The sequence below is a fragment of the Chromobacterium piscinae genome, assembly GCF_021129175.1.
In the GTDB taxonomy this organism is placed as follows: Bacteria; Pseudomonadota; Gammaproteobacteria; order Burkholderiales; family Chromobacteriaceae; genus Chromobacterium; species Chromobacterium piscinae.
Genome location: NZ_JAJOHV010000021.1, coordinates 39,747 through 54,020 on the forward strand (window position 1 = coordinate 39,747; position 14,274 = coordinate 54,020).

Consider the following 14,274-nt stretch of genomic DNA (forward strand, 5'->3'; position numbering starts at 1 on the left):
CGGCCTTTTGTCTGCAGCGCGATGGATCTCACCCGCCATATCCACACTTTCGGCCATTATCTGAAACGCCGCTTCGGCGAGACTGTGCACAAACTGTCGCTGGCCGGCGATTTCACCTGTCCCAACCGCGACGGCACGCTGGGGCGTGGCGGCTGCACCTTCTGCAATGTGCGCAGCTTCGGACGCGAGGCCGCCAGCCTGTCCATCGCCGCGCAGATCGCGCGGGAAAAGACCAAGACCGGCCGCGCCCGGCGTTATCTCGCCTATTTTCAGGCTTATACCAGCACCTATGCCGAGGTGGAGACGCTGCGCGCGCTGTACGACGAGGCGATGGCGGCGGCCGATGTGGCGGGCCTGTGCGTCGGCACCCGGCCAGATTGCGTGCCGGACGCCGCGCTGGACTTGCTGGCCTCGTACCAGGATGGCGGCGCCGAGGTATGGCTGGAGCTGGGGTTGCAGACCGCGCATGACCGCACCCAGACCTTGATCCGCCGCGGCCATGGGCTGGCCGACTATCGCGACGCCGTCGCCCGCGCCCATGCGCGCGGCCTCAAGGTGTGCGCGCATCTGATCGCCGGCCTGCCCGGAGAGAGCGCCGATGATGCGCATGAGACCCTGCGGACGGTGCTGGACATCGGCGTGGAGGGGGTGAAGCTGCACCCGCTGATGATAGTCCGCGGCAGCCGGATGGCGGCGCAATACCGGCGCGGCGAGATCGCGCCGATGAATCTGGACGCCTACGCCGAACTCGCCGCCGATCTGATCCGCCATACGCCGCCGGAGGTGGTTTATCACCGGATTTCCGCCACCGCCCAGGCGCCGACGCTGATCGCGCCGGATTGGTGCGGCCCGCGCTGGGCGGCCTTGCAGGCGATAGGCGAGCGATTGGCGCGGAACGGCGGGCAGGGGGGCGCGCTTGGCCGCGAATGGCGGCCTTAGCATCGCGCGCGTCTGGCGCCGGCAGGCCTTGGCTCAGGTATTTTGCGAGGTTTTGTTAGCGCGGCTTGGCCGGACAAAACTGTTTACATGCGCTACTGTCAGAATCCGGAGGATTGTTCGACCAAATGGAAACGACAGGAGAGCCGCCATGCTGATCAGGAAACCCGCCGACCATTTGCCGTCGGACATCACCAGCGAATCGGTGTATTTCAATCGCCGCCAATTCATGGCCGGCGCCGCCGGCCTGCTGCTGTCGGCGGAGACATTGGCCGGCCTGGCCGCCAAGAAGAGCCCGCTGTCTCAGCTGGCCGGCAACGACAAGCTCAACAGCCTGAAAGACATCACCAGCTACAACAATTTCTACGAGTTCGGCACCGACAAGTCCGATCCGGCGGAGAACGCGCACACGTTGCGCACCCGGCCGTGGAGCGTGCTGGTGGACGGCGAGGTGGCCAAGCCGCGCCGCTTCTCCATCGAGGAGTTGCTGAAGTTTCCGCTGGAAGAGCGCGTCTACCGGCTGCGCTGCGTCGAAGGCTGGAGCATGGTCATTCCCTGGGTGGGCTTTCCGCTCGCCAGCCTGATCAAGCAGATGAATCCCACCTCGCGCGCCAAGTACGTGTCGTTCGAGACGCTGCAGCGGCCGAGCGAGATGCCGGGCCAGCGCCAGGCGGTGCTGGACTGGCCGTACCGCGAGGGCTTGCGCATCGACGAGGCGATGCATCCGCTGGCCATCCTCGCCGTCGGCCTGTACGGCAATGCGCTGCCCAATCAGAACGGCGCGCCGATCCGGCTGGTGGTGCCGTGGAAATATGGCTTCAAGAGCATCAAGTCCGTCGTGCGCATCCGGCTGCAGGAAACGATGCCGGCCACCAGCTGGAATATGGCCAACGCCCATGAGTACGGCTTCTATTCCAATGTGAATCCGGATGTCGACCACCCGCGCTGGAGCCAGGCTTCCGAGCGCCGCATCGGCGAATTCTTCAAGCGCAAAACATTGCCTTTCAACGGCTACGCCGAGCAGGTGGCCGGCCTGTACCGCGGCATGGATCTGAGGAAGAACTTTTGATGACGACGCTGCGCATGAAACTGCCCGCCTCCGCGGCCGACCGCCGCCTCGCCGCCGGCAAGGTCCTGCTGTTCATCGCCTGCCTGTTGCCGCTCATGCGTGCGGCGTGGATCGTGCTGATGGGGGAGGCGGTGAATCCGGTGGAGTTCATCACCCGCTCCACCGGCACCTGGACGCTGGTGTGGCTGCTGGCCACGCTGGCGATGACGCCGCTGCGCCGCCTCACCGGCCAGGCCTGGCCGCTGAAATGCCGGCGCATGCTGGGCCTGTTCGCCTTTTTCTACGCCAGCCTGCATTTCACCACCTATGTTTGGCTGGACCAGTTCTTCGACTGGCATCACATCCTGAAGGACATCGCCAAGCGGCCGTTCATCACCGTCGGCTTCGCCGCCATCGTGCTGATGTCGCCGCTGGCGCTGACTTCCACCCAGGGCTGGATGCGGCGCCTGAAGCGCAACTGGGGCAAGCTGCACCGGCTGGTCTACCCGGTGGCCATCCTGGCGGTCACTCATTACTGGTGGCTGGTGAAGAAGGACATCACCCAGCCGCTGATCTACGCCGCCGCGCTGGCCGTGCTGTTGGGGCTGCGGTTGTGGTGGCGCGCGCGCAAGGCTTGATCCCGCCGCTTGGCAAGGGGGCGGCTGGGTTTTAAAGTGTGGCGTTTCGCATCGGAAAGAACGTCATGTCCAGCAAGGCCCCCGTCACCCAGGCCGTCCGCGTGCTGCGCGAGCACAAGGTCGATTACACCGAACACCTGTACAAGTACGAGGACAAGGGCGGCACCACGGTGTCGGCGCGCGAGCTGGGCGTCGACGAGCACTGCGTGGTGAAGACGCTGATCATGGAGGATGAGAACAAGCGTCCGCTGATCGTGCTGATGCACGGCGACTGCGAGGTGGGAACCGGCATGCTGGCCAAGCAGATCGGCGCCAAGAAGATCCATCCCTGCGATCCCAAGACCGCCGACAAGCACAGCGGTTACCAGGTGGGCGGCACCAGCCCCTTCGGCACCCGCCACCCGATGCCGGTGTATATGGAGGCAGGCATCGCCGAACTCGATACCATCTACATCAACGGCGGCAAGCGCGGCTTCCTGATCGGCGTCAGCCCGCGCGACGTGATCCGCGTGCTGAACCCTACCCTGGTCAACGCGGCGGCGTAGCCTCGGGGAAGTGGCGCTGGTAGATCGCCTTCAGGCTGCCGTCCTTCTCCATCTGCGCCAGCGCCCGACCGAAGTCCTCGCGTATTTTCGCCGCCTGCGGATAGCTGCGGGAGAACATCAGCGCCAGCGCCGTTTCTTTGTCCAGTGGGGTTGATATGTAGCTAAACTCTTTCTCGCGCCCCGGGAAAACGTGGTGGATCTGGTAGAGTCCGCGCTCCAGCACCATGGGCACCAAGTCGAGATGCCCCAGGTAGAGCTGCCGCAGCGCGTTGGTCTCGTCGCTGGTCATCAGCGTGTTGAGTCGGTGCCGCTGGAACAGCGGCAGATACCAGTAGCCCAGTTGTATGGCGATGCGATAGCTTCGCAACTCATCCAGCGACTGGAACTGTTGCGGTGGGTTCGGCAGGTGGGGTTTGTGATAGAACAGGTAGCTGGTGGAGTGCATCAGCGGAACGGAAAAGTCGAAGTCCTTTTCCCGCTCGGGCGTCGGGCGGTAGGGGAAGGCGGCGGCGGCCTTGCCGGATTTGGTCAGCAGCTCTGTTTGCGGCCAGCTCTGGAAGGACATGCGGGCCTGGTAGCCGGCGCGGCGGAAGGCCTCGCGGACGATCTCGGCGAACACGCCCTGTTCCGGGAGTTGCTGGGATACGTAGGGCGGCCACTCCCCGGTGGCCAGGTCCACTGTTTGCTCGGCAGCTTGGGCGCGGCAGGCTAAGGACAAGGCGATAGCGGATAGCAGCAGACGCCACATGGCTTTTCCTAGCGGGGGGACACTGTAGTTATCGCACAGTGTCATCCCCCTACCAAGGTTTTACCACCACCAGAACATGAAGCCCCAGGCGCAGTCCACCAACGCCAGCGCGCCGCAGAACGGCAGTAGCGCGGTCCAGCGGCGCAGGCCGCCATTCCAGCGCGACAGGATGCCGAACGCCAGGCGCAGCGCCCACAGATTAGCCCCCGCCAGCAGGGCCAGGCGCGCGTCGTTGACCCAGTGCATGCCGAAGCCTTCGGTTTTCAGCAGCGTCACCGTCAGCGCCGACAGGCCGAGGAACACGCCGCAGCCGGCCAGCGGGATCAGCGCCTGCGCCAGGTGGTGCAGTCGTTGGGTTCGCCAGCGGCCGGACGCGATCACCGCCAGCGCCAGCGAGATTAGGATGCCGGTGCCGAGCACCAGCGCGGTGGCGGCGACGTAGGCGATCAGCGACGCGCCGTCCAGCCAGGAGAACACGTCGTTGTGCTGCGGGTAATGGGTGAGCAGCCACCACGGCGCCTCGGTGTCCAGCGGCCACATGATGTCGCGGTCCACCAGCCATTCCGCCGCGGCCTGTTTCAGCGCGACGAACCAGGGGCTCATGGTCCAGTGGAAGGCACCCATCGCCACGCCGAGCAGGCCGTAGACGATCAGCGCGGTCTGCCAGCCGTCGGCTTCCTTCTCCGCCACGCGCACCACCTCGTCGCTGGACGAGCGCAGGCTCAGTTCGATCGCGCCGCGGTGGTCGCTGCAGCGGCCGCACATATGGCAGCCGCTGCCGCCCTGCATATGCCGCAGCGGCTGCAGCGGCGCGCAGTCGACGGCCGGCGTTCGTTCATGCGAGGCTTTCCAGGCGGCCTCGTCGACGCGGTAGTACAGCGGCGCCAGCTTGGACAAGAGGCCGAACACGCCGTTGACCGGGCACAGGTGGCGGCACCAGGCGCGCTTGCCGCGGGTGTAGATGAAACCGACGGCGATGGCGGCCACGGTGGAGCCGCCCAGCACCAAGAGCGCGGCTTTCGGGTATTGGTAGACGCTGACCAGCTGGCCGTAGACAGTGGTGAGGACGAAGGCGACGAAAGGCCAGCCGCCCCAGCGCATCCAGCGTGGAATCGGCTTGCCCATGCCCTTGCGCGCCGCCCATTCAGACAAGGCGCCCTCCGGGCACAGCACGCCGCACCACAGCCGGCCGAACAGCACCATCGACAGCAGCACGAACGGCCACCAGATGCCCCAAAACACGAACTGGGCGAAGATGGTCAGGTTGTCCCACATCCGCGCGGTGTCTTCAGGTAAGGACAGGCAGGCGGGGATGATCAGCAGGAAAGCGTAGACCAGCACCACCGCCCATTGCAGCTTGCGCAGCAGGGCGGCGTGGTCGCGCAGCCAGGCGCCCGCGAGCGCCAGCATGCCGCGCGGCTGCCGCTCAGGGCTACAGGAGCCGCCGCCTGACGGGGCGGCGACGATGGGAATCACCCGTTGCGGCGGGCGCTGGGCGCGGCCGGATTTCATGCGGCGACGGCCTGGCGGCGGTTGCGCCACTGGAACAGCGACCAGATCGCCGCCCAGAACAGCGCGTAGGCGATCAGGCTGGTCAGCGCCGGGTGCGAGCGGTAGCCGGTCAGCGCGGCCACCACGCCGCCGAAGGGGCTCATGTCGTCAAGCAGCGCCGAGCTGTCCCACAGCGGGTCCACCAGCGCCGGCAGCACGTCCATCGAGATCAGCTTCTCCACGCCGGACAGGAACAGCGAGGCACCCAACAGCAGCAGCATGATCTCGGTGACGCGGAAGAACAGCCGCCAGGACAGCACCTTGCCGCCTAGTTGCAGCAGGTAGAAGGTGAGGAAGGCCAGCAGCAGGCCGATCAGGCCGGCGACGCCCATCTTGGCGAGCTCCATGCCCTGGGCCTCGGCCAGCATGCCATACAGGAAGACTACGGCTTCGCTGCCTTCGCGGGCGATGGCCAGCGCGGCCAGCACGGTCACGCCCCACCAGTTGTTGCTGGCGGCTTTTTCAGACAAGCCGCTTTCCAGCTCTTTCTTTAGCGTGCGGCCGTGCTCGCGCATCCACAGCACCATCTGCACGATCAGCGCGGCGGCGATGAACACCATGCCGGTCTGGAAGTAGTCCTGGGCGCCGGCCATCAGGCTGCCGGCGGTGAACAGCGCCACGGCCAAAGCCACGGCCATCGCCAGGCCCAGCGCCACGCCGCCCCACAGATAGGGCTTGCCGGCGCGGCCGGCCGGGTTGTGGTTCATCCAGGCATTGAGGATGCCGACCACCAGCAGCGCCTCGACGCTTTCGCGCCAGACGATGAAGAGTACCTGTCCCATTCGCGTTTACCTTCTTGTGTTACTTGGCGACGATCACGCCCTGGCCGGTTTTCATGTGGAATTCGTCGAAGAACTTGTATTCGCCCGGCGCCAGCGGCTGGAACACCAGGAAGGATTCGGCGCCGGGGCCCAATACCTTTTCCTTGCGCAGCGGGGTACTTTCGAACTCGGCAGGGGTTTTGCCGATATTCATCACTTCGATCTTGAATTTCTTGTTGGCCGGCACCACCAGGCGGGCCGGAATCAACTGGCCGTCCTTCATTTGCAGCTTGAATACCGGCATGTCTTCGGCGAAGGCCGGGGAAGAGAGCAGGCCGGCCAGCAGGGCGGCGGCCATCAGGCGCAGAACAGTCATCGTTTCGGAGTCCCGGAATGAGAAACAGCGCGGCAGGCCCGCGCCGTCTCCAATTGTATCGCAGTCAAGAATGCTTTGCGTTCACATTCTCACTATGCGGATCAGTAGCCGCCCTTCTTGCCGATGCCGGCGAAGGTGAACTCGTAGTTGAGGTCGAACGGCTTGAACCAGGCGGCGACGCCGGTTTCCTTGTCGACGTGGCGGCCGAAGTGGGCGTGCTCGTTGGCGGTCGGCGGCATGATGGTGTACTTCAGCTTGTACTTGCCCGGGCCCTGCAGCTTGATGTTGTCACCGTAGTGCGGGCCGTCGTTGGCCACCATCGGCATCAGTTCGCCCTTCTGGGTCTTGCCGCCGACCTTGGTCAGTTCGTACTTGACCACCAGGTATGGCATCCAGGCGCCTTCTTCGAAGCCGTTCGGGTTGTTCTTGGTGGCGTGGATGTCGGCTTCCAGATGCACGTCGGACGCTTCCGGCTTCAGCATCATGCCTTCAGGCTCCATCTTGGTCGGCTGCAGGTAGACGGCACCGATTTCCATGCCGTTTTTCAGGGCAGGCTTGCCGATTGGGTATTCCTTGGCCATGGCAGCGAAGGAGGCGGACAGGGCGATGCTGGCGATAGCCAGCTGGCAGACAAAGCGACGCATCATGTTTTCCTTATTAAGTAGGGCGGCAGTACCGGCCGCTGAACTGCATGATAATGCTAGTAATTATCGTTTGCAAACCTCGGTCGGCTGGAAATGACTTGAAAAATCATGAATATATATGAATTCGTCAATTTATTTCACGAATGGCATCTCAGATGTCTTGCCGACTGCTGCGGCGGCCGGATTTGGCGCCGCCGGGAGGAGGGGCGCTGATCAGCGCAGGGTTAGGCGCAGCTGCCGCAGCTGGGCCAGACTCTGGTCCAGGATCAGCAGTTGCAGCATCTGCTCGGCCAGATGGCCAGCGCCGTCGCGATAGGCTTGGGCGAAGGCGTCCACCGCCGCGGCGTCCAACTGCCCCTCGGTGGCCGCGGCCAGCCGCGCGCCCAGGTCGTCGAAGCGCGGGGCCAGGCTTGTTTGCAGCCAGCCGGACAAGGGCGGGTTGAAGCCGCGCTTCTTGCGCTGGAAGAAGTCGGCCGGCAGCGCCGGGTGGATTGCGCGGCGGAAAATCAGCTTGGCCGGCTTGGTGTAGCGTTCGGCGGCGGAGGTCGCCAGCAGACGTTGGTAGAAGCGGTGGTCCAGCAGCGGGGCGCGGCCTTCGAGGCCGTGGGCCATCGTGCACAGGTCGGACTTTTGCAGGATGTAGTCGGGCAGATAGTTGGCGAAGTCCAGCTCCAGCAGCTGGTGCAGGCCGGGCGCGCCGTCTTTGGGCGCCGGGCCGATGTCGTCGGGCGCGCGCCAATGGCACAGCTTTTCCAGTTTGCGGCCGCCTTGCAGGAAGCTGCGCTGTCCCGGCGTGAAGCCGGAGAAACGCAGCGAATAGGCGTTTTTCCAGTCCATCGCCAGTTCGGTGGCCAGCTTGCCGCGCTTGCTGTCCAGCTGCGGCTTGATCGGCAGCGGCAGACGGATGTTTTGCCGCCAGCGGGTACGCAGATGCTTGCCCATGCGCTTGTAGCCGGCCAGCATTTCATCGCCGCCGTCGCCCACCAGCACCACCTTGACGTGCCGGGTGACTTCCCGCGCCAGATACCAGGTGGGGAAGCTGGACGGATCGGCGAAAGGCTGGTCCAGGTCGGCGACGATGCGATCGAAATCGGCGGCCAGGTTTTCCGGCATCTCCACTCGCACATTGGGCAGGCCCATCCGCTGGGCGGAATCCGCGGCGTCGCCGGACTCGTCCATGCCCGAGCCGGGAAAGGCGGCGGTGAAGCTGGAGAATTGCGTCAGCTGCTGGGTGGCCAGTCGGCTGGCGATCACGGTGGAGTCGATGCCGCCTGACAGCAGCACGCCCAGCGGCCGGTCGGCCACGGTGCGCATCGCCACCGCGCGGTCCAGCTCCGGCAGCCAGTCGCCGGATTCCGCCTTCGGCTGCCAGTAGCGTTGCTTGCTCAACTGGCGGCTGTTCAGGTCGAATTCCAGCCGGTATCCGTTTTCCAGCCGCTGGATGTGGCTGAACACGGTGGCCGGCGACGGGATGTAGCGGTGGGCGAGGTAGGCGTCGATGGCCTCGGCGCTGAAGCCGCGCTGCTCGGCCGGCAGGAAGGGCAGCACCGCCCGCACCAGCGAGCCATAGGCGAAATTACCGTCCAGCAGCGAGTACAGCAGCGGCTTCTCGCCCATGCGGTCGCGCGCCAGGTGAACCTTGCCGCTGCGCGAATCCAGGATGGCGAAGGCGAACATGCCGCGCAGCCGCGCGAGCAGGCCTTCGATGCCCCAGGCCTGATAGCCGCGCAGGATGAATTCAGTGTCGGCATGGGTGCGGAAGACGGCGCCGCCGGCTTCCAGTTCGGCCTTGCCGGCTTCCCAGTCGTAGACCTCGCCGTTGTAGCAGATCCAGACCTGGCCGTCGTCGCTGGCCATCGGCTGGTTGGCCACCGGACGCGGGTCGATGATGGCGAGGCGGGCGTGCAGCATCGCGTTGTGGATGGCGTCGTCGCCGGCCGGGTTCAGCGCCGCGTCCAGCAGCAGCCGGCTGGCGTCATCCGGGCCGCGGCGGCGCAACTCGTCCAGCATCGCTTGCGGGACGGCGGGGTTGACGGGGCGGCGCGAGAAAAATCCGGCGATTCCACACATGATGACTGCGTTTCCGAACGCGCGGGGCGGCAAGGCGCCCCGCTTGGGTTTTCAATGCCGCGCAGTATCCGGCGCGCCGCCGGACGGTGTCAAACCCTGGCCTTGCGATGCAGGTCCGGCAGCGCCACCGCCGCGATGCCTAGCAAGGGGAGGAAGGCGCACAGCTGGTAGACGAACTCGATGCCTTTGAGGTCGGCCAGCTCGCCCAGCACCGCGGCGCCGATGCCGCCGATGCCGAAGGCGAAGCCGAAGAACATGCCGGATACCATGCCTACCTTGCCTGGCAGCAGCTCCTGCGCGTAGATCAGGATGGCCGGGAAGGCCGAAGCCAGAATGAAGCCGATGGGCAGCGACAGCGCGGCGGTCCAGAACAGATTGGCGTGCGGCAGCGCCAGCGCCAGCGGCGCCACGCCCAGGATGGAGAAGCCTATCACCCGCTTGCGGCCGATGGCGTCGCCGATCGGACCGCCCAGCACGGTGCCGGCGGCCACTGCGAACAGGAACAGGAACAGATACAGCTGCGCCGACTGCATGCCCACCTGGAAATGGTGGATCAGGTAGAAGGTGTAGTAGCTGGTGATGCTGGCGAGGTAAAAGTGCTTGGAGAATACCAGCAGCAGCAATAGCAGCAGCGTCAGCTTGACCCGGGCGGAGGACAGGTCGGGCGGGGCGACGACGCTGGCTTTCTTGGCCTGGCGCTGCTGATGCGCGTACCACTGGCCGACGCGGAACAGCACGTACATCGCCAGCAGCGCGGCCAGGCCGAACCAGGCCACGCTGCGCTGGCCCAGCGGAATCACGATCAGAGCCGCCAGCAAGGGTCCGGTGGCGCTGCCGGCGTTGCCGCCCACCTGGAAGATGGATTGGGCGAGGCCGGGGCGGCCGCCGGACGCCATCCGCGCCACCCGCGACGACTCCGGGTGGAAGATGGACGAGCCGGTGCCCACCAGCGCGGCGGCCAGCAGCAGCAGCGGGAAGCTGGAGGCGCTGGACAGCAACAGCAGGCCGATCAGCGTCGAACTCATGCCGAATACCAGCGAGTAGGGCTGGGGACGCTTGTCGGTATAAATGCCCACCAGCGGCTGCAGCAGCGAGGCGGTGCACTGGTAGGTGAAGGTCATCAGGCCGATCTCGGCGAAGCTGAGGTGGTAGTTGCCCTTCAGCAGCGGATATAGCGCCACCAGCAGCGACTGCAGCATGTCATTGAGAAAATGGGAAAAACTGATCGCGCCGAGCACGCGGAAGCGGGGGTCCTGCGCGGCGGCGAGTGTGGGACTGCTGGTAGTCATCGTGCGATACTCATTCTGGGTGGTAGGACCATGCTAGCAAGCACGTTTCCGCCAGTCCTGCGAAAATGAGGCAATCATCTTATCGAAAGAGGCAGAGTGGACAGCCTGGAACCACGAGACGAGTTCGACCTGGGCCTGGAGCCGGTGGTGGGCAAGCCGCGCGACTACCCGGCCGGCAAGGAAACCGAACGCCATCGCCATCCCACCGCCCAGCTCTTGTACGCGGTGGAGGGCCTGATGCTGGTCGGCACAGAGCGCGGCCAGTGGGTGGTGCCGCCGACGCGCGCCATCTGGCTGCCGATCGGCACCTGGCACCAGGTGAGCATGGTCAGCCCGGTGCGGATGCGCAGCATTTACGTGCGCGGCGACCGGCTGGAGGGCCTGCCCGCCGACTGCTGCGTGCTGGAGGTGTCGCCGCTGCTGCGCGAGCTGATCGTCGCCGCGGTGGCGGTGGGGCGCGTTTGCCAGTCCGGTTCGCGCGACGAGAAGGTGATGGATCTGCTGCTGGCGGAAATCGGCCGCGCGCCGGTGTTGCCGCTGTCGCTGCCGCAACCTGCGTCCGCCGCGCTGCGCCAGCTGTGCGACGTCTGGCTCGCGCATCCAGACGACGCGCGGGGCGCGGCCGAGTGGGCGCGCGAGCTGGCGCTGGACCCGCGCACGCTGCAGCGCCGCTTCCGCCGCGAAACCGGCCTCAGCTTCGGCCAGTGGCGGCGCCAGGCGCGGCTGATGCGGGCGCTGCAGCGGCTGGCCTGCGGCGACAGCGTATTGAAGGTGGCGCTGGACCTGGGCTACGCCAGCCCCAGCGCCTTCGCCACCATGTTCAAGCGCGAGCTGGGCGCACCGCCGAGCAGCTTCTTCGCCGCCTCGTAGGGTGCGTCACCCCGTAGGGGCGACGCACCGTGTTGTTCCCGCTTTGCGGAGAATGTTTTTCATGGCGGGGCTGACCGCCGAGTAGGCAGGTCGTGTTGGCTAGGGGGATGCGCAGCAACGCGCGATGTTGTGTCCGCTGCGCGGACGATGTGTTAGGTGCGGGTTCCGCCCAGGGACGGGCCTGGGGCTGTGCGGCTAGAGTCTTGGCGATCCCAGGCCGCCCCGACAGCGCTGCGAAACCCCGTCTCCAAAGCCATTCTCAAGGCGCCGCCGGAACTAGCCGCGCGCTAATGTCGCGGGGCGTCGAACAGCCGGCGGCTTAAAACCTTGGACATGGCTTCGGAGCCGGCGTGCGCTGAATGGGGGAAATGGCGCGCCGACTCGACTCAAATCATTATCGATTGCGTTTTGCCCCATCGGGTTCCGGATAACGTCGTTGCTGGCAGTTCCATTCATCCCGCTGCCAGCTTCACCGCCAGTTCCGCCAATCGCTTGCCTTGCGCCAAGGCCAGCGCCTTCTCATGCTCGCTGATCGGCCGGTCGCTCTGCGGCCCGGCCAGATGGCTGACGCCGTACGGCGTGCCGCCGGTCTGGGTGGCGAGCAGCGCGGCTTCGGAATAGGGCAGGCCCGCGATCACCATGCCGTGGTGCAGCAGCGGCACCATCATCGTCAGCAGCGTGGCTTCCTGGCCGCCGTGCAGCGACGAGGTGCTGGTGAACACGCAGGCCGGCTTGCCGGCGAGCGCGCCCTGCATCCATTCGCCGCTGGTGCCGTCGAGAAAGTATTTCATCGCTGACGCCATATTGCCGAAGCGGGTGGGGCTGCCCAGCGCCAGGCCAGCGCAATCGATCAGGTCCTGTCGTTCGACATAGGGCGCGCCGCCGTCGGGGATGGCCGGCTCGACCGCCTCGCATACGGCGGAGACCTTGGGCACGGTGCGCAGCCGCGCCTGGCAGCCGGGCACGCCGTCCACGCCGCGGGCGATCAGGCGGGCCAGTTCGCGGGTGGCGCCGTGCTGGCTGTAATACAGCACCAGGATGTCTAGCATGATGACCTCTATATTGCGTTCGATCGCCGCATGATAGGGCAAAGCGGCCCGTCTTGCCTCCCTTGCTTCGCGGCGGCTTTGGCATTACCTTTGCCGCCATGCAAGTCCAACGCCTAGAACCCTATTTCGGCTTCGCCCGCTTCATCGCGCGCCGCATGAGCTGCCTGCGCATGCTGCAGATATCAGGCAGCCTGACTTTCACCACGCTGCTGGCGCTGGTGCCGCTGTTCACCATCGCGCTGACGGTGCTGTCGGCGTTCCCGGTGTTTTCCGATTACAGCGCCCGCTTCAAGATCATGCTGCTGTCGACGCTGGTGCCGGAATTCGCCGGCAAGGTGATCACCGTCTACATGCGCCAGTTCGCCGACAACGCGGAAAAGCTCACCGCCGCCGGCATCGTGATGCTGGGCGTCACCGCGCTGATGCTGATGTCCACCATCGAGCGCACCTTCAACGCGATCTGGGGCGTGCGCCGCGGGCGGCCGTGGCTGCAGCAGAGCATGGTGTACTGGACGGTGCTGACGCTGGGGCCGCTGGTGTTGGGCGGCAGCCTGCTGTCCTGGCGCTGGCTGTTCAAGGCCACCCGGCTGGAGAAGAACCTGCCGCTGCTGGCCAGCCTGCTGGAGGCCGGCGGCACCATCGTGCTGACCGCGCTGGTGCTGGTGCTGCTGTACCGCATCGTGCCCAACCGCTTCGTGCCGTTCCGCCACGCGGTGTGGGGCGCGCTGGTCACCGCGGTGCTGCTGGAACTGACCAAGATGGGCTTCGGCTTCTACATCGGCCAGGTGGCCAGCTATCAGCTGGTGTACGGGGCCTTCGCCAGCGTGCCGATCTTCCTGCTGTGGGTGTATTGCCTGTGGCTGGTGGTGCTGGCCGGCGCGGTGTTCACTTCGGCGCTGTCTTATTGGGAGGGCGGCGCCTGGCGCCGCCGCAACGAGCCGCACCGACGCTTTCAGGACGCGCTGGAACTGTTGCTGCTGCTGGACGCCGCCCATGAGCGCGGCGAGGCGCTGACGCCGCGCCAGCTGCGGGAGCAGGTGAAGGTGGGGTATGACGAACTGGGCCTGGTGCTGGACCGGCTGGCGTTGCGCGGCTATGTGCAGAAGGGCCACGGCGACGCCTGGGTGCTGATGCGGCGCGCGTCGGCCATCAATCTGTCGGATCTGTTCCAGCTCTTCGTCTACCGCCGAGACGCCAGCGGCGGCGATGCGCTGGACCAGACCCTGGCCGAGTTGCTGGGGCCGCTGACCGACCAGCTTCAGGCCGTGACGGTGGCCGACTTGGCGCGGCGGGTCGGCCGGAAGTAGTCGGCATTGTCGTAGAAGGCCGGATCTTCGTTGTCCGGCCACCAGCCCGGAATGCCCAGGAGCGGCAGCGGGCACAAGGCGCGCGGGCTGGCGAGAAAGCCGTCGTCGTCCAGCCGTGCGGCCAGTTCCGCGTCCAGCAGGGCGGTCTGTCCGTCGCCGTCCAGTCCGAAGAAATCCTCCCCCACTTCCACGATCAGTGCCTTGCCGCACCAGCCCAGGTGTGGCGCTAGCCCGGTCTCCATCAGCGCGTGGCCCAGCGTGCGGGCGGCGATGCGCCGTCCCCAGTCGTCACGGCTCTCGATGAACAGCTCGCGCCAGCGCATATCGTCCAGCAATTGGCCCAGTCGCGGATCGGCGACGGCCACGATGACGCCGCATTCGTCGAGCAGGGTGGCGGCGTCGCGCAGCGGGCCGCGCTTGGCCTCGCCGCGCGCGATCGCGC

Annotated in this window: 15 protein-coding genes; 6 read left to right on the top strand and 9 right to left on the bottom strand. The window is 66.2% G+C overall.

The window, feature by feature from the left end; translation table 11 throughout:
- Positions 1-21: 21 nt before the first annotated feature.
- From mnmL to ybaK, 4 genes are all read left to right on the top strand, one after another.
- Complete coding sequence (gene mnmL / locus LQR33_RS07380) at positions 22-939, top strand: tRNA modification radical SAM protein MnmL/YtqA (protein ID WP_231468195.1); 918 nt, start codon at positions 22-24, stop codon at positions 937-939.
- 148 nt (positions 940-1,087) lie between these two features.
- Positions 1,088-2,005: a protein-methionine-sulfoxide reductase catalytic subunit MsrP gene (gene msrP, locus LQR33_RS07385; RefSeq protein ID WP_221667612.1), complete on the top strand. Its 918-nt coding sequence runs from the start codon at positions 1,088-1,090 to the stop codon at positions 2,003-2,005.
- Entirely contained in the window at positions 2,005-2,622 is a 618-nt protein-coding gene (locus tag LQR33_RS07390; protein WP_205692479.1) for a protein-methionine-sulfoxide reductase heme-binding subunit MsrQ, read from the top strand. Before msrP ends, LQR33_RS07390 begins: the two co-directional genes overlap by 1 nt.
- 65 nt (positions 2,623-2,687) lie before the next feature.
- Entirely contained in the window at positions 2,688-3,167 is a 480-nt protein-coding gene (gene ybaK / locus LQR33_RS07395) for a Cys-tRNA(Pro) deacylase (RefSeq protein ID WP_166439408.1), read from the top strand.
- Here ybaK and LQR33_RS07400 read toward each other — a convergent pair.
- The 7 genes from LQR33_RS07400 to LQR33_RS07430 form a co-directional block, all read right to left on the bottom strand.
- Positions 3,151-3,915 (bottom strand): substrate-binding periplasmic protein, encoded by a 765-nt coding sequence (locus LQR33_RS07400; RefSeq protein WP_166439407.1) that lies wholly within the window; start codon positions 3,913-3,915, stop codon positions 3,151-3,153. The two genes, ybaK and LQR33_RS07400, sit on opposite strands and share 17 nt — an antisense overlap.
- Positions 3,916-3,975: 60 nt before the next feature.
- On the bottom strand, positions 3,976-5,427 hold the full coding sequence (locus LQR33_RS07405) for a 4Fe-4S binding protein (protein WP_221667611.1): 1,452 nt from the start codon (positions 5,425-5,427) through the stop codon (positions 3,976-3,978).
- Complete coding sequence (locus LQR33_RS07410; protein WP_166439406.1) at positions 5,424-6,248, bottom strand: FTR1 family iron permease; 825 nt, start codon at positions 6,246-6,248, stop codon at positions 5,424-5,426. Before LQR33_RS07410 ends, LQR33_RS07405 begins: the two co-directional genes overlap by 4 nt.
- A gap of 19 nt (positions 6,249-6,267) precedes the next feature.
- Positions 6,268-6,603: a cupredoxin domain-containing protein gene (locus LQR33_RS07415; RefSeq protein WP_021476859.1), complete on the bottom strand. Its 336-nt coding sequence runs from the start codon at positions 6,601-6,603 to the stop codon at positions 6,268-6,270.
- Positions 6,604-6,704: 101 nt separating this feature from the next.
- Positions 6,705-7,250: an iron transporter gene (locus LQR33_RS07420; RefSeq protein WP_166439405.1), complete on the bottom strand. Its 546-nt coding sequence runs from the start codon at positions 7,248-7,250 to the stop codon at positions 6,705-6,707.
- Between the two features lie 210 nt (positions 7,251-7,460).
- A complete protein-coding gene (gene asnB, locus LQR33_RS07425) occupies positions 7,461-9,317 on the bottom strand; it encodes an asparagine synthase (glutamine-hydrolyzing) (RefSeq protein ID WP_231468197.1) in 1,857 nt (618 codons plus the stop codon).
- Positions 9,318-9,406: 89 nt separating this feature from the next.
- Positions 9,407-10,606 (bottom strand): MFS transporter, encoded by a 1,200-nt coding sequence (locus LQR33_RS07430; protein WP_166439403.1) that lies wholly within the window; start codon positions 10,604-10,606, stop codon positions 9,407-9,409.
- 96 nt (positions 10,607-10,702) lie between these two features.
- On the opposite strand from LQR33_RS07430, the gene LQR33_RS07435 reads away from it, so the two are divergent.
- Positions 10,703-11,476, top strand: a complete 774-nt coding sequence (locus LQR33_RS07435) for an AraC family transcriptional regulator (RefSeq protein WP_221667609.1) — start codon at positions 10,703-10,705, stop codon at positions 11,474-11,476.
- A gap of 452 nt (positions 11,477-11,928) precedes the next feature.
- Here LQR33_RS07435 and wrbA read toward each other — a convergent pair whose 3' ends face one another.
- Positions 11,929-12,525 (bottom strand): NAD(P)H:quinone oxidoreductase, encoded by a 597-nt coding sequence (gene wrbA / locus LQR33_RS07440; RefSeq protein WP_231468199.1) that lies wholly within the window; start codon positions 12,523-12,525, stop codon positions 11,929-11,931.
- 98 nt (positions 12,526-12,623) lie between these two features.
- Between wrbA and LQR33_RS07445 the strand changes: the two genes are divergently transcribed.
- A complete protein-coding gene (locus tag LQR33_RS07445) occupies positions 12,624-13,832 on the top strand; it encodes a YihY family inner membrane protein (protein ID WP_231468201.1) in 1,209 nt (402 codons plus the stop codon).
- Here the strand turns inward: LQR33_RS07445 and LQR33_RS07450 are convergent.
- Positions 13,784-14,274, bottom strand: a 491-nt coding sequence (locus LQR33_RS07450) for a DUF3025 domain-containing protein (RefSeq protein ID WP_231468203.1), incomplete at its 5' end; no start/stop codon positions are given. The two genes, LQR33_RS07445 and LQR33_RS07450, sit on opposite strands and share 49 nt — an antisense overlap.

What these genes read in the sequence shown, in the direction of transcription:
- LQR33_RS07420 (WP_166439405.1), bottom strand. Translation starts at nt 7,250, where the DNA reads ATGATGCGTCGCTTTGTCTGCCAGCTGGCTATCGCCAGCATCGCCCTG.
- LQR33_RS07410 (WP_166439406.1), bottom strand. Translation starts at nt 6,248, where the DNA reads ATGGGACAGGTACTCTTCATCGTCTGGCGCGAAAGCGTCGAGGCGCTG.
- LQR33_RS07400 (WP_166439407.1), bottom strand. Translation starts at nt 3,915, where the DNA reads ATGTGGCGTCTGCTGCTATCCGCTATCGCCTTGTCCTTAGCCTGCCGC.
- LQR33_RS07415 (WP_021476859.1), bottom strand. Translation starts at nt 6,603, where the DNA reads ATGACTGTTCTGCGCCTGATGGCCGCCGCCCTGCTGGCCGGCCTGCTC.
- asnB (WP_231468197.1), bottom strand. Translation starts at nt 9,317, where the DNA reads ATGTGTGGAATCGCCGGATTTTTCTCGCGCCGCCCCGTCAACCCCGCC.
- LQR33_RS07390 (WP_205692479.1), top strand. Translation starts at nt 2,005, where the DNA reads ATGACGACGCTGCGCATGAAACTGCCCGCCTCCGCGGCCGACCGCCGC.
- LQR33_RS07445 (WP_231468201.1), top strand. Translation starts at nt 12,624, where the DNA reads ATGCAAGTCCAACGCCTAGAACCCTATTTCGGCTTCGCCCGCTTCATC.
- ybaK (WP_166439408.1), top strand. Translation starts at nt 2,688, where the DNA reads ATGTCCAGCAAGGCCCCCGTCACCCAGGCCGTCCGCGTGCTGCGCGAG.
- mnmL (WP_231468195.1), top strand. Translation starts at nt 22, where the DNA reads ATGGATCTCACCCGCCATATCCACACTTTCGGCCATTATCTGAAACGC.
- wrbA (WP_231468199.1), bottom strand. Translation starts at nt 12,525, where the DNA reads ATGCTAGACATCCTGGTGCTGTATTACAGCCAGCACGGCGCCACCCGC.
- LQR33_RS07405 (WP_221667611.1), bottom strand. Translation starts at nt 5,427, where the DNA reads ATGAAATCCGGCCGCGCCCAGCGCCCGCCGCAACGGGTGATTCCCATC.
- LQR33_RS07430 (WP_166439403.1), bottom strand. Translation starts at nt 10,606, where the DNA reads ATGACTACCAGCAGTCCCACACTCGCCGCCGCGCAGGACCCCCGCTTC.
- msrP (WP_221667612.1), top strand. Translation starts at nt 1,088, where the DNA reads ATGCTGATCAGGAAACCCGCCGACCATTTGCCGTCGGACATCACCAGC.